Here is a 14938-nt window from a genome sequence, read left to right on the forward strand (position 1 = left end):
GCGACCTGGTCGCCGGGGGCTCCTTCGTGTCGGGGGCCGTTACTTCTTGAGGCGGTAGACCACGGTGTCGGCGAACACGCCGACCATCTCGTAGTGGGTGTCCAGCAGGTTCTCGATCCGCGGGACCATCACCGGCTGGTACGGGGCGATGCCGGAGTCGTCGACGAAGACCTCGGGCAGGTTGTTGGCCAGCTCCTTGTCGAAGGTCTGCCAGGCGTTGTTGACGCTGAACTGCTCGCCCACGTTGGGGCTGCCGTCCTTGCCGCCGCTGTAGTTGGTCAGGAAGCCGGCGGTCAGGTAGCGGGTCGCGGGCTTGCGGTCGGCCAGCCAGTACAGCTCGGGGTGCATGCCCCAGACCAGCACGGTGTCCTTGGGGGTGGTCTGCGCGGCGACGGCGGTGGCGACCTCGGTGTTGCGGTTCAGCTGCTCCCCCGGCCAGGCCAGCGCCAGGCCCCAGAACACCGTGGCGGCGGCCGTGGTGTACACCAGGACGGGCTTCCAGCGGATCGCCGAGGTGGCCACCGCACCGGTGCCCAGCAGCACCAGCGCGGGCATCAGCTGCAGGTAGTAGTGGCCGAAGAAGTGGAAGCCCACGCTGACCGCGACGGCCGAGGAGAGCAGCCAGACCCACAGGTCGGTGGTCGAGCCGTGCTCCTCGCCGGCCACCGGCAGCGGGCGGTGGCGGCGCTTGAGCCAGAGCCGGCGCCCGACCGGCAGCAGGAAGCCGAGGCCCGCGGCGGCCAGGATCGCCGAGTTGCCGAGCGCGCGGCCGATCATCTGCAGCCAGGCGCCGCCGAAGGAGGCGTAGTCGCCGCTGCCGGTGACCACCCAGAAGAGGAAGCCCTTGGGCTTGGTCAGGATGACCGCGACCAGCGCTATCGGCAGGATGAAGCCGAAGCCGATCTTGAACAGGGCGGGCGGCCAGCGCACCCCGCGCCGGCGGGCGTCCTGGAACAGCATCCAGAGCACCGGCAGCAGCACGGCGCCGCCGGTCTGCTTGGTGAGCGAGCAGAGCGCCACCGCGATGCCGGCGGCCAGCCAGCGGCGGCGCTCCGCGTAGCGGAAGGCGGCCACCATGGCGGGCAGCATGAAGACCTCGAAGGTCGCCGCCTGGGTGTCCTCCGGGGAGAGCCCGATGGAGACCAGCAGGTAGAGCAGCCCGGCGCCGGCGCCGGCCCGGTTGCCCCAGCGGCCGCGGGCGATCGAGGCCAGCAGGATCGCGGTGACCAGGTGGGCGACCACCGCGAGGGTGCGCAGCGGCCACAGCGAGGCGGAGCCGAAGACCGCGAAGCAGGCCTGGTAGAGCCAGGGCAGCAGCGGCGGCTTGCGGTCCACCACGGTGTCGTAGAGCACCCCGCCGTCCGCGAGCATCCGGGCCTGGGTGGCGAGGAAGCCCTCGTCCGGGCTCCAGACGGGCCGGGCGAAGGAGGGGAGGTGGGTGGCCAGCGCGACCAGCGCGAGCACCGGCACCAGCCTGGTCCAGTACCCCTGGCGTAGGTGGGTACGGGCGCGCGCGGGCAGGCGCTCGGCCAGTCCGGCGAGGCGGGAACGGGTGGGGGTCGGCACGGTTGACAACCTACCCGGCGGGATCGGCGCGGGTGGCGCCGGTCCCGCCTTTCGGTGCGATTGTCAGCTTGTCCCGTGGCGAACTGTGACGAAGTCGGGACGAACGGGCCTGGGCCGTCCGGGGTAGGCCGTCAGGCGTCGACCCGGTCGGCGACCAGGCCGGCGACCAGGGCGGTGACCTTCCGGGCGATGTCCGGGGCGTTCAGACCGGTCTCGGCCATGATCTCGTCGCGGCTGGCGTGGTCCAGGAACTCCTGCGGGATGCCGAAGACGCGCACCGGCAGGTCCACGTCCGCGTCCCGCAGCGCCTGCGCCACGGTGGAGCCGACGCCGCCCACCCGGCCGTTGTCCTCGATCGTGACGACCACCCGGTGCTCGGCCGCCAGGCCGGGCAGGGCCGGGTCCACCGGCTTGACCCAGCGCGGGTCGACCACGGTGGCGGTGATGCCCTGGTCGGCCAGCAGGTCGGCCACCTCCAGGCTCATCGGGGCCATCGCGCCGACCGAGACGACCAGCACGTCGGCGCGGTGCGCGCCGGAGGACTCCTCGGCGGCGCGCAGCACGTCCATGCCGCCGATCCGGCCGACCGCGGGGACGGCCGGGCCGACCGTGCCCTTGGAGTAGCGGACCACGGTCGGGGCGTCGTCGACGGCGACGGCCTCGCGCAGCTGGGCGCGGACCTGGTCGGCGTCGCGCGGGGCGGCGAGCCGCAGGCCGGGGACGACCTGGAGGATCGACATGTCCCACATGCCGTGGTGCGAGGCGCCGTCCGGCCCGGTCACGCCGGAGCGGTCGAGGACGAAGGTGACGCCCAGCTTGTGCAGGGCGACGTCCATCAGGACCTGGTCGAAGGCCCGGTTGAGGAAGGTCGCGTAGACCGCGAACACCGGGTGCAGGCCGCCGGTGGCCAGGCCCGCGGCGCTGGTGACGGCGTGCTGCTCGGCGATGCCGACGTCGAAGATGCGGTCCGGGAAGGCCTTGGCGAACGGGGCCAGGCCGACCGGGTGCAGCATGGCGGCGGTGATGCCGACCACGTCCGGGCGCTCGTGGCCGATCGCGACCATCTCCTCGGCGAAGACCGAGGTCCAGTCCTTGCCGGCGCTCTTGATCGGCAGGCCGGTCTCCGGGTGGATCACGCCGACCGCGTGGAAGCGGTCCTCGTCGTTGCTCTCGGCGGCGTGGTATCCGCGGCCCTTCTCGGTGAGGCAGTGCACGATCACCGGGCCGCCGAAGCCGCGCGCCTTGGTCAGCGCGGACTCCAGGGCGGTCAGGTCGTGGCCGTCGATCGGGCCGATGTACTTGAGGCCGAGGTCCTCGAACATGCCCTGCGGGGCGATGAAGTCCTTGAGGCCCTTCTTGGCGCCGTGCAGGGTCTCGAACAGCTGCTGGCCGACCACCGGGGTGCGCTTGACGGCGTCCTTGCCCCAGGACAGGAAGCGCTCGTAGCCCTGGGTGGTGCGCAGGGTGGCGAGGTGGTTGGCCATGCCGCCGATGGTCGGGGAGTAGGAGCGCTCGTTGTCGTTGACGACGATGACGACCGGGCGGTCCTTGGCGTCGGCGATGTTGTTGATCGCCTCCCAGGCCATGCCGCCGGTGAGCGCGCCGTCGCCGATCACGGCGACGACCGGGTCGTGGCTGCCCCGGAGCTGGTTGGCCTTGGCCAGGCCGTCCGCGTAGGAGAGCACGGTGGAGGCGTGCGAGTTCTCGATCACGTCGTGCTCGGACTCGGCACGGGACGGGTAGCCGGACAGGCCGCCCTTCAGCCGCAGCCGGGAGAAGTCCTGGCGGCCGGTGAGCAGCTTGTGGACGTAGCTCTGGTGGCCGGTGTCGAAGAGGATGCGGTCGCGCGGGGAGTCGAAGACCCGGTGCAGCGCGATGGTGAGCTCCACGACGCCGAGGTTCGGGCCGAGGTGGCCGCCCGTCTTGGAAACCTCGGTCACCAGGAAGGTCCGGATCTCCTGGGCCAGGGCGGCCAGCTGTCCGGGCGTGAGCCGGTCGAGATCGCGCGGTCCCCGAATGCGGGTCAGCAGGGCCACCCGTTCCTCCTCGTTCAAGTCTTCGCGGACCGCGGGGGTCCGACGCTCGTCGCTGCCCGGTCCGGCGGCAGGCCGGCGGTCTCGCCCGGTGCCGACCGGTCGAGTCTAATGTCCGCCTGCCGGACACCGAGCGGCGCGCCCGGTGCCACCGTTCGATTACCGCCATTCCCTGAGGTCGGCCGGGGGGTGCCGGTCAATCGTCCTTGACGAACGTGCGGGCGAGCGCGGGAGCGGTGGTCGGTACGCCCGGAATGCGTGGTACGTGCCGGTCGGGTGGCCGACCGGGCCGCCGGGCGCCGGTCCTCGGGCCCTCAGGCGCTCGGGCACTCGGGGCCTCAGGCGCTCGGGGCCTCAGGCCCTCAGGCGCTCGGGCCCTCAGGTGCGGCCGAGGGCGCCGGACTCGCCCATCTCGCTCATCACCATGGCGAGGGCGCCCAGCACCTCGGCCCGGCCGCCCAGGGTGCCGGGGACCACCGAGAGCTGGCGGGCCGCGCTGGGGATGGCGTAGCGGGCCACCGAGTCGCGGATCGGGGCGAGCAGCAGCTCGCCGGCCTCGGCCAGGTCGCCGCCGAGGATCACCCGCCGCGGGTTGAGCAGGTTGCACAGGGTGGCCACGCCGGTGCCGATCTGGCGGCCCGCGTCGGCGATCACCCGGCGGCAGCCGAGGTCGCCCTGGTGGGCCAGCTCGACCACCCGGGCCAGGGTGAGGTCCGCGCCGAGGGTCGGGGTGAGCAGCGAGAGCAGGTAGCGGGAGCCGACGAAGGTCTCCAGGCAGCCGCGGTTGCCGCAGCGGCAGACCTGCCCGGCCTCGTCCAGGGTGATGTGCCCGATCTCACCCGCGGTGCCGCCCGGGCCCCGGTAGATCTGCCCGTTGACCACCAGCCCGGCGCCGACGCCGCTGGCGACCTTGATGTACGCCAGGTCGCCCAGCCCCCGGCCGGCGCCCCAGACCAGCTCGCCGAGCGCGCCCAGGTTGGCGTCGTTGTCCACGTGCACCGGCATGCCGAGCCGCTCGGACAGCTCCCGGCCCGGGGCGATGCCCGTCCAGCCGGGCAGGATCGCGGTGGAGCCGAGCGCGCCGGTCTCCACGTCGATCGGGCCGGGCACGCCGAGGCCGACGCCGATGACCTTCTCCGGGCGGAACCCGGCCTGTGCCAGCAGCCGGTCGACCATGGCCTCGGCCCGGTCGAAGCCCTGCGCGGCGGAGACGTCCACGTCGATCGGGGCGCTCTCCTCGGCCAGCACCCGGTGCGCGAGGTTGCCGACCGCGACCCGCAGGTGGGTGTGGCCGAAGTCGATGCCGACCACGATGCCCGCGTCCCCGCTCAGCGAGACGCTGCGGGCCCGGCGGCCGCCGGAGGAGGTGTCGGCGACCACGACGGTGCCGCTCTCCTTCAGCTCCCGCACGATGTTGGACACGGTGGCCGCGGAGAGGCCGGTGCTGCGCGCGATCTCGGCCTGGGTCAGCGAACCGGCCATCCGCACCGCGCGCAGCACGCGTTCCAGGTTCGCCCGGTGCAGGGACGACTGCGAGCCCGGTGTGTCCGTGGACATGATCAACCCTCCCAGGCGGGGACCCCTCCGCCGGGCGTCCCCTTCGACTCCTGAAGGGTAGGCCCTCGGCGGCCCGCCCGGGGCGGCGGTGCGGGGACGCTGCGGCAGCGGAGTGACGGACCGGTGGGGGTGCTGTGGTCTTCTGTCGCACGGGCCGGGCGGGGGCCGGGATTCCGGACGCCCGGCGGTGGCCGAAAACCACTCACCACTAGCATGGTGCCCAATCTCACCCGTCCCACCGGAACCCGGACGGTACCGGCAGGGGGGCGGATCCAGACATGACGGGGAATCAGATGGCAGGGGATCACCCTACGGCCGGGTCCGGCGACACGCCCGGCAGCGGCCCGCAGGACAACCGCGGCGTCCAACTCGGACGCCAGCCCGGCGGCGTGGACCCGGCCGCCGTCGCGGACCAGATGACGCAGCTCGACGGCTCGGCCGTCCCGGGCCCGGCCGCGCCGCCCGCGCCCGCCGGACCGCCGCCCGCCCAGCCCCCGGCCGCGCCCGCGCAGCCGCCGGTCGGCGCCGACTACGCGGCCTACGCGCCGACCGCGGCCGGCTTCCCCACCCAGGCCCCGCCGCCGCCCCCCGGCGCCGCGCCGGTCGGCCCGTACGACCCGGTGCCCGGCGGCTACCCGGCCCCGGACGCCGGCCAGCCCTACGGCGGCTACAACTACCAGCAGCAGCCCGGGTACTACCCGGGTGCGCCGATGCCCGAGGCGCCCAAGCAGCGCAACCCCGTGATGCTGTGGGGCGGGATCATCGGCGGCGTGCTGGTGATCGCCATCATCATCGGGCTGGTCGTCCTGCTGCAGCCGAAGCCCGCGCCGAAGCCGAGCGACAACACCTCGGGCGGCACGACCTCCAGCTCCGGCAGCACCACGGACGGCCCCTCCCCCGGCCCGGACAACAACAAGAACACCGGCGCCTCGTACAACGTCGCCTGGAGCGCCCCCAAGCCGGCCAACACGGACACCAGCGCGCAGATGCTCGCGATCTGGGGCACCGACAAGGTCGCCGTGCGCGTGGACGCCAGCGGCATCCGCGCGTACAACCTCTCGGACGGCAAGGAGGCGTGGACCCTGCCGGTGCCCTCCGGCAGCAAGGAGATCTGCGCCGCCTCGTACGGGACCAACTCCAAGAACATCGGTGCCGTCTCCTTCAACACCGGTGACTACGACTGCTCCACCATCGGCGTCGTCGACCTCACCACCGGCAAGCTGACCTGGAGCGTGAAGGCCGGCACGGACAAGATGTCCTCGCCGACCCTCAGCATCACCGACAAGGTCGTCGCCTTCGCGGGCAGTTCGGTCGGCGGGCTGAACGTCGACAACGGCGCCTCGGTCTGGAACTACTCGCCGCACGGCAAGATCTGCACCGTCAACGGCCGCGCGGCCGGCGCCCAGATCGCGGTCGGCGAGAAGTGCTTCGACACCGGCGACGACAAGGGGGCGCTGCAGATCCTCAACTCCGAGACCGGCGCCGCCACCAGCGGCCAGATCCCGCTGACCGGCTCGATCGAGCGGGTCGACAAGGTCATCTCGGACCAGCCGCTGGTGCTGTCGATGTCCAGCGGCGCGAACGGCGACTACATCCTGCCGTTCAGCAAGGACAACAAGCCGGGCAACCAGATGCCCGCCAAGGAGCCCGGCTCGGACAGCCTGCGGCTCTCCGGCCAGAACGACGCGTTCACCCAGAACGTGGTCAGCGGCACCACCCTGTACGTGCAGGTCAGCGGCACCAAGGCGGCCATCAACGCCTACGACCTGACCACCGGCAAGCGGATCTGGTCCAGCACCCCGCCGAGCTCCGGCAGCTCGATCGGCGGCGACGTCCGCCTGGTCGCCGGCACCGACAAGCAGGGCAAGGTCCGGGCCATCGTCAGCCAGGGCTACAACAAGCCGGCCCGGCTGGTGACGCTGGCGCCGAACGACGGCTCGATGACCGACCTCGGCACCCTGGCGATGCCGAACGGCCTGGACATCGGGATGAGCCTGTCCGAGTACCTGATCGGTGACGAGGGCAACTCGGTGTACGCCTTCCGCCGCACCTACAGCTCGGACGCGTGGATCACCAAGTGGAAGAAGTGACGGCGGAGCTGATGCTCCGACCCGATCCGAACCGGACGGGTCCGCATCGGACGGGTCCGCATCGGACGGGTCCGCATCGGACGGGTCCGCATCGGTCGGAAACGGCCTGAAGCGGTCCGGAACGGTCCGAAACGGTGAGCGGGCGGGGCGGGTTGCGGGCGAACAGCCCGGGCCCGCCCCGCCCGTCCGTTATGCGGGAGGCCGGGGCGTCGGGCATGCGAGGATGCGGAGCATCAGCCTGACGAAGGAGTGCAGCCAGTGCCCGGCACCAACCTGACCCGCGAGGAGGCCCGCACCCGGGCCGACCTCCTGCGGGTGGACGCGTACGACATCGAACTCGACCTGGGTTCGGCCCGCGAGGGCGGCACCTTCCGGTCCACCACCGTGGTCCGGTTCACCGCCACCACGCCCGGCGCGGACACCTTCATCGACCTCGTCGCGCCCGCCGTCGAGGAGATCACCCTCAACGGCACGCCGCTCGACCCCGCGAGCTTCGCCGACAGCCGCATCCCGCTGCCGAACCTGGCCGCCGACAACGAGCTGCGGGTCGTCGCGAACTGCGCCTACACCAACACCGGTGAGGGCCTGCACCGCTTCGTCGACCCCGTCGACGGCGAGACCTACCTGTACACCCAGTTCGAGGTGCCGGACGCCCGCCGGGTCTTCGCCAGCTTCGAGCAGCCCGACCTCAAGGCCTCCTTCGCCTTCACCGTCACCGCGCCCACCGGATGGGTCGTCGTCTCCAACTCGCCGACGCCCGAGCCCACCCCCTCCGGTGACGAGGCCACGCAGGTCTGGAAGTTCGAGCCCACCGGCCGGATCTCCGGCTACATCACCGCGCTCGTCGCCGGGCCGTACGTCGGCGTCTTCGACACCTACGAGAACGGCGACCAGCGGGTGCCGCTCGGCGTCTACTGCCGGCCCTCGCTGCGCGAGTTCCTGGACGCCGAGGCGGTGTTCGCGGTCACCAAGCAGGGCTTCGACTACTTCCAGGAGAAGTTCGACTACCCCTACCCGTTCCCGAAGTACGACCAGCTGTTCGTCCCGGAGTTCAACGCCGGCGCGATGGAGAACGCGGGCGCCGTCACCCTGCGCGACCAGTACGTGTTCCGGTCCAAGGTGACCGACGCCTCGTACGAGCTGCGCGCCGCGACCATCCTGCACGAGCTCGCCCACATGTGGTTCGGCGACCTCGTCACCATGGAGTGGTGGAACGACCTCTGGCTGAACGAGTCCTTCGCGACCTTCGCCGAGGCCGTCTGCCAGGCCGAGGCCCCCGGCTCCCAGTGGCCGCACTCCTGGACCACCTTCGCCAACCAGATGAAGACCTGGGCCTACCGGCAGGACCAACTGCCCTCCACCCACCCGATCATGGCGGAGATCAACGACCTGGAGGACGTCCAGGTCAACTTCGACGGCATCACCTACGCCAAGGGCGCCTCGGTGCTCAAGCAGCTCGTCGCCTACGTCGGCCAGGACGCCTTCTTCCAGGGCGTGCAGGCCTACTTCAAGCGCCACGCCTGGGGCAACACCCGGCTCGGCGACCTGCTCGGCGCCCTCGAGGAGGCCAGCGGCCGCGACCTGAGGACCTGGTCCACCGCCTGGCTGGAGACCGCCGGCATCAACGTGCTGCGGCCGTCGATCGTGCTCAACACGGACGGCGAGATCGAGTCCTTCACCGTGCTGCAGGAGGCCCCGGCCCTGCCCGCCGGTGCCAAGGGCGAGGCCGTGCTGCGCCCGCACCGGATCGCGATCGGCCTGTACGAGCTGGTGGACGACTCGCTGGTGCGGGTCGAGCGGATCGAGCTGGACGTCGACGGGGCGCGCACCGAGGTGCCGCAGCTCGTCGGACGGCACCGGCCGGCCGTCGTCCTGCTGAACGACGACGACCTGTCGTACGCCAAGATCCGGCTCGACGAGGACTCGCTGGCCGTCGTCACCGAACACCTCGGCGCCTTCACCGACTCGCTGCCGCGCGCCCTGTGCTGGGCCTCCGCCTGGGACATGACCCGCGACGGCGAGCTCGCCGCCCGCGACTACCTGTCGCTCGCCCTGTCCGGCCTCGGGCGGGAGACCGACATCGGCGTCGTGCAGTCCGTGCAGCGGCAGGTCAGGACCGCCCTCGACGCGTACGCCGACCCCGAGTGGCGCGAGCAGGGCCTCCAGCGGTGGGCCGCGGCCGCCGAGGAGCACCTGCGGGCCGCCGACCCCGGCAGCGACCACCAGCTCGCCTGGGCCCGTACGCTCGCCTCCGTCGCCCGCACCGAGGGGCAGCTCGGGCTGCTCGCCGGGCTGCTGGACGGCTCGGTGGAGATCAAGGGCCTGGCCGTCGACACCGAGCTGCGGTGGGCCCTGCTCGCCCGGCTCGCCGCCACCGGGCGGGCCGACGAGGCCGAGATCGCGGCGGAGCTGGAGCGGGACAACACGGCCGCCGGCCAGCAGTACGCGGCCAGCTGCCGGGCCGCCCGGCCGACCGCCGAGGCCAAGGCGGAGGCCTGGGCGTCGGTGGTGGAGTCGGACGAGCTGACCAACTACGTCCAGGAGGCCGTCATCGCCGGCTTCCAGCAGTCCGACCAGCGGGAGCTGCTGGCGCCGTACGCGGACCGGTACTTCGCCGTGGTCAAGGGCATCTGGGAGAGCCGCAGCCACGAGATCTCGCAGCAGATCATCGGCGGGCTGTACCCGGCGCTGCAGCTGACCCAGGAGACGCTGGACGCGACGGACGCGTGGCTGGCGGCGGCCGAGCCGGCGCCGGCGCTGCGGCGCCAGGTCGTCGAGTCGCGGGCCGGCGTCGAGCGGGCGCTCAAGGCGCAGGCGGCCGACCGGGCGGCGGGCGCTCAGGCCTGATGCCCGAAGGGGCGCCGGACCGTGGTGGTCCGGCGCCCCTTCGAGGTCGTGCGGGTCCTGGGTGGACGCGGCGGGCGACTACTTCTTCTGGCCCTTGGCGGACTTGCCGTACGGCATGCCCGCGAGCACCGCGATGACGGCGAAGGCCGCGAGCGGGATCAGCACGTACAGGCCGATGGTCTGGCCGACGCTCAGGCCGTCGCCCGGTTGGTCGCCGTCATCCCGGGTGAGGGCCATGGCGGGCGACGACAGCAGCATCATCAGCGTGACCGTTGCGGAGACCGCGCCGGCTCGCAAAGCGTTCCTCTTGTCCACGTTTCCAACTTACCCGCCGCTTATGGGACGGCGCGCGTCGGGGTGGGCCTGCCGGGGAGCGGGGGTGGGCCTGCCGGGGAGTCGGGGTGGGCCTGCCGGTGAGCCGCCTCGGGGCTGCCGGGGCTCAGGCGGGCCTCCGGGCGTGCAGGCCGGCCAGCAGACGGGACAGCAGGCGGGGGGCCGGGGTGGCCGCGAGGCGGTCCAGGGTCACCGGGCCGCCGGTGCCGTCCGCCACCGGGAGGCGCCAGTTCGGGTACTGGTCCCAGGTGCCCGGCAGGTTCTGCGGGCGCGGGTCCCCGACCAGGTCCGGCAGCCAGACCCCGACCAGCTCCGCCGGCGTCGCCCGCAGGAAGCGGTACAGCGCGGGCATGGAGAGGTCCTCACCGGGGGCCAGGAAGCCGAGCCGGGTCAGCTCCGCGTGCCACTCCGCCAGCTCCGCGGCCGCCTCCGCCTGCTCCTCCCCCAGCGGCCGGGCCAGCAGCCCCAGGCGGTGGCGCAGCTCCACGTGCTCGCCGGACAGGCGGGCGGCGGTGCTCGGCAGGTCGTGGGTGGTGAGGGTGGCCAGGCAGCCCGTGCGCCAGCCGCCCGGTGGGAGAATCCGGCCGTCCTGCTGCCAGTCCCGCTCGAACCAGAGCACCGAGGTGCCGAGGATGCCGCGCGCCCTCAGCTCCTCGCGCACGCCGGGCTCCACCGTCCCCAGGTCCTCGCCGATCACGGCCGTCCCGGCGCGGTGCGCCTCCAGGGCGAGGACGCCCAGCATCGCCTCCGCGTCGTAGCGGACGTAGGCGCCCTCGGTCGGCGCGTGGTTCTCCGGCACCCACCAGAGGCGGAACAGACCCATCACGTGGTCGATGCGGAGGGCTCCGGCGTGGCGGGCCGCCGCGCGCAGCAGCTCCGCGTACGGGGCGTAGCCGGCGGCGGCGAGGGCGTCCGGGCGCCAGGGCGGCAGGCCCCAGTCCTGGCCGTGGGCGTTGAAGGCGTCCGGCGGGGCGCCGACCGACATGCCGCCCGCCAGGACGTCCTGCAGCGCCCAGGCGTCCGCGCCGTCCGGGTGCGCGCCCACGGCGAGGTCGTGGATCAGGCCGACCGACATGCCTGCTTGTTCGGCGGCTCGTTGGGCGTGCGCGAGCTGCTCGTCGACCTGCCAGGCCAGCCAGCGGTGGAACTCCACCTGGTCGGCGAGCTCCTTGGCCGCCTGCTCGACCTGCGGCCCGTGCGGGTGGCGCAGGCCCTTCGGCCAGTGGTGCCAGTCGGCGCCGTGCACCTCGGCCAGCGCGTTCCACAGGGCGTGGCGGCGCAGCCACTCGCCCTCCCGGCGCTGGTACGCGTCGTACGCGGCCTGGCGACCGGGGGCGCGGGGGACGTCGTGGAGGAGCTGGAGCGCTTCGCGCTTGAGGGCCCAGACGGCGTCGCGGTCGATCAGGCCGTCGTGGGCGAGGACCTCCTCGCGCAGCCTGGCGGCCTTCTGAGTGAGCTCGTCCGCCTGCGCGCGCTGCTGCTTCGTCAGGTACGCGAACTCGGGGACGGCCTCGATCCGCAGGTGCACCGGGTCGGCGAAGCGGCGGGAGGAGGGGCGGTACGGGGACGGGTCGGCGGGGGCGGTCGGTAGCGCCTGGTGCAGCGGGTTGATCTGCACGAAGCCGGCGCCGAGGTCGGCCCCCGCCCACTGGGCCAGCTCGGCGAGGTCGCCGAGGTCACCCATGCCCCAGGAGCGTTCGGACAGCACGGAGTAGAGCTGGGCGAGGAACCCCCAGCTGCGGCCCGGCAGTTGGGGCAGCCGCTCGGGCGCGACGATCAGCGGCGCCGCCGCTTCCCTTTCCGGGGTACGGGCCTTGAGGGTGTGCCGCCCGAGCGGCAGGTCCGCCGGCAGCCAGTGCGCGTGCCCCCGCGGCAGCTCCCAGACCCCGCCCTCCTCCAACTCGATGTGCAGCCGCGCGTCCGCCGGCACGTCCAGCGCCGTCCGCCACCCCTGCCGCACCACCACGCACGGCGGCAGCAACCTGCCGCGCTGCTCGGCCCGGTGACGCTCCAACGCCGCCTCGGCCTCCTCCGGCGTCCCGGCCGCCACCCCCAGCGCCCCGAGCACCGCCACCAGCGTCCGCGCCCCCACGCTCCGCCCGTCCACCCCCGGGTACCGGGTGTCCACCCCGTACGCCCGCGCCAACGCCACCAACTCCGGCGGAGGCGGCGGCGAATCCTGCGCCGGCACCGCCAGCCCCTCTGCTCCGTCACGGTCCAGGTAAGCGGCCACTCGCGGCTCCTGCGCTCTCTCGGCAACGCCCGATTCAGGACCCCCCAGTCCTACCCGCGTAACGACCCGACCACGCTGCGCGACACGAGGACGCCGGGAACCGAGGGTCGGCGCACACCTGGATCTGCCCCCGAGCTTGATCGAGCCCGTTGGCGAGTTCGTCCGGTCCGTCTCCTCTCCGCGCAGCCCGACAGACGTGAACCAGGTCATCAGCATCACCGGATCCACAGTTGTGAACCAAGACCGAAGTCGCACCCGCAGGCACATAGGTACGCGCGCACCCCTCGCGACGCCACCCAGCATGCGCGGAGCGCCAATCCTCAGGCAGACCACGAAAGCCTGCGGCGGACCGCCGAATAAACCGGCGGATCGCCACAGGAGCCACAGTTCTTCAGTAGGTGATTTCTTCCCCCTTCGAGTTCCAGACCCTAGGCAATCCCGACCCACAACTGGGCTCGCCGATCGTCAACCGATCTGGGCGGTGGAAGAACGAAGCGATGGCCCGGCCATCCCAGTCCGGCCACTCGATGACAATCCGATCTCCAGGCGCTAGCACCAACTCGTGCGCGGTGGGTTCGAATTGAACCACCAGAGGAATTTCACCCTCAGCAACTACTTCAAATTTGATCACCCTAGCTCATATCCTCAAGATAGAATCCAAGGAGGCGGCTCGATGTTTCGCACTTATATTCCCCCGTCGCCGCAATTCATCGAATTAGCATGAAGTGCCAAAATAATCATGGAACACTTTTATATCGCTTTTGCCGAAGGTGGATTCATTTACTTTTCAAAGCCGGCTCGGGGTGACAAAGTGGCATGCTGTCTTCGCCGCCGCCCCAGAGCCTGAATCCGCCATGACTGCCGTCCGCGCCGCCCCGTCCCCTACCCAACTGCGGAAGGGTGTAGCCATGTTCAGCTGTCGTATCCACAGCCGCCTGCAGCTCGACCTTGTTCACCTGGCTGGCCGGGACCTCACGGCGCGAGCGAGAACCCTGTGGACAGTTGTGAACAAGGACCGGCTCACCGCCCGCGACATGCGCGCCTTCCTCGGCGGGCTCCGCACCGCCTGCCAGTGCTGCAACCAGGAACTGGACACGAACCGGCGGCGCTGCTGCGCCATCGGCCAGTGCTGCGAGAAGCGGTTGTCACCACTGACCGTGACCTACGTCCACGCGGTCCTCAAGTCCGCCCCTGGAACAGGCCGTACGCGAGGACGAACTGCCCGCGCAACCTCGCCCAGAACGTCAAGACCACTGCGCCCCGGCCGAGACGCTTCCAGCCCCCACCGCCCCCGAAACCCGGCAACTCCTCATGCGGCCAGCGGCAACCGCCTTCACGCCCTGCACGAACTCACCCTGCACACCGGACTCCGCATGGGTGAACTCCTCGGCCTGCACTGGGAAGACCTCGACCTGGCCGGCGGAACCGCCAGCTTCCGCCGCACCCTCCAGCGCACCCGCACCGGTGGCCTGACCAACCTCCCCACCAAGATAGTCAGCTCCGAACGCCGCATCGCCCACCCTGCCCCCTGCCTGCTCTCGCTCCGCGCCCACCGCAAGCAGCAGGCCCACGAGAAGAAGGAAGCCGGCGCGAGTTGAGTGGACAGCGGCCACGTCTTCACTCGCCCCGACTGCCACCCCATCGGACCCGCCGCTCTCACCCGCCACTTCAACGCACTTCTCCGCCGGGCCCGCCTCCGCCAGATCCGCTTCCACGACCTCAGGCACTCGACCACGACCCTGCTCCTGGAACAGGGCGTCGAACTCGTCGCCATCAAGGAGCTGCTGGGCCACGCCCATATCGGCATCACGGCCACGGTGTACGCCCACGTCCGCCTCCGCCTCCAGCGCGACGCCATCGACCTCCTCGGCCGCACTCTAGGCAAGCCTTCCAGGGCCACTATCACCCCGACAGCCGCAACGGCCCACCGCTTGGTTCAGCCCTGCCTGCTGACGTTACCGTCAAGACCCCAAAGAGACCCCGGAAGGATCTCTCTGGCGAGAGCCTATGGCGCATCTCCATTGACTATTTGCAACACCACCGCCAATGCGCCTTCCACGCACTGCACTTGGCCCACGCCAGCCCACGACTGAGATCCAATGAATCTACTGCATCGACACCGGAGGGGACCATGAAATTCCCTCGCGCTTCAGTCGATCAATGATCCATTCTCGCCCCATCGAATCGGCCGCCTCCCACGCATGTAGAAATGGCCGCACCCGATAGCCGCGAAGCCTAGCAACCCCGCAAAGGCTGGCGCTCCGAAGAGAAGTATCCGG

General features: G+C 71.8%; 7 protein-coding genes and 1 pseudogene. 3 read left to right on the forward strand and 5 right to left on the reverse strand.

Translation table 11 applies throughout. From position 1 onward, the window contains the following. Positions 1-39: 39 nt before the first annotated feature. The 3 genes from AB2U05_RS09170 to AB2U05_RS09180 form a co-directional block, all read right to left on the reverse strand. Positions 40-1566, reverse strand: coding sequence for a glycosyltransferase family 39 protein (locus AB2U05_RS09170; RefSeq protein WP_244179032.1), 1527 nt, complete (start codon positions 1564-1566; stop codon positions 40-42). Positions 1567-1697: 131 nt separating this feature from the next. Further along, a complete protein-coding gene (gene dxs, locus AB2U05_RS09175) occupies positions 1698-3602 on the reverse strand; it encodes a 1-deoxy-D-xylulose-5-phosphate synthase (RefSeq protein ID WP_369182973.1) in 1905 nt (634 codons plus the stop codon). 375 nt (positions 3603-3977) lie between these two features. After that, positions 3978-5156, reverse strand: a complete 1179-nt coding sequence (locus tag AB2U05_RS09180) for an ROK family transcriptional regulator (protein WP_045705734.1) — start codon at positions 5154-5156, stop codon at positions 3978-3980. Between the two features lie 293 nt (positions 5157-5449). Between AB2U05_RS09180 and AB2U05_RS09185 the strand changes: the two genes are divergently transcribed. Together AB2U05_RS09185 and pepN are read left to right on the forward strand one after the other, a co-directional pair. Next, positions 5450-7246 carry a PQQ-binding-like beta-propeller repeat protein gene (locus AB2U05_RS09185; protein ID WP_045711538.1) on the forward strand — a complete coding sequence of 599 codons (1797 nt, stop codon included), beginning with the start codon at positions 5450-5452 and terminating at the stop codon, positions 7244-7246. Positions 7247-7504: 258 nt separating this feature from the next. Next, the gene (gene pepN, locus AB2U05_RS09190) at positions 7505-10093 is read left to right on the forward strand and encodes an aminopeptidase N (protein WP_369182974.1); all 2589 of its coding nucleotides are present in this window, start codon (positions 7505-7507) and stop codon (positions 10091-10093) included. Positions 10094-10171: 78 nt separating this feature from the next. On the opposite strand, the gene AB2U05_RS09195 is transcribed toward pepN, so the two are convergent. Together AB2U05_RS09195 and malQ are read right to left on the reverse strand one after the other, a co-directional pair. Then, positions 10172-10408 (reverse strand): hypothetical protein, encoded by a 237-nt coding sequence (locus tag AB2U05_RS09195; protein ID WP_045692835.1) that lies wholly within the window; start codon positions 10406-10408, stop codon positions 10172-10174. 124 nt (positions 10409-10532) lie between these two features. Beyond that, positions 10533-12623 carry a 4-alpha-glucanotransferase gene (malQ, locus tag AB2U05_RS09200; RefSeq protein ID WP_369185929.1) on the reverse strand — a complete coding sequence of 697 codons (2091 nt, stop codon included), beginning with the start codon at positions 12621-12623 and terminating at the stop codon, positions 10533-10535. 1052 nt (positions 12624-13675) lie between these two features. Here malQ and AB2U05_RS09205 point away from each other — a divergent pair. Next, positions 13676-14530, forward strand: a pseudogene (locus tag AB2U05_RS09205) (tyrosine-type recombinase/integrase); the annotation flags it as partial. Positions 14531-14938 lie beyond the last annotated feature (408 nt).

Origin of the sequence: Streptomyces sp. Y1 (genome assembly GCF_041053115.1) — a bacterium.
Taxonomy (GTDB): Bacteria; Actinomycetota; Actinomycetes; order Streptomycetales; family Streptomycetaceae; genus Kitasatospora; species Kitasatospora rubellomurina.

Coding starts and splice junctions, on each gene's coding strand:
- AB2U05_RS09180 (WP_045705734.1), bottom strand. CDS start 5,156: ATGTCCACGGACACACCGGGCTCGCAGTCGTCCCTGCACCGGGCGAAC.
- AB2U05_RS09185 (WP_045711538.1), top strand. CDS start 5,450: ATGGCAGGGGATCACCCTACGGCCGGGTCCGGCGACACGCCCGGCAGC.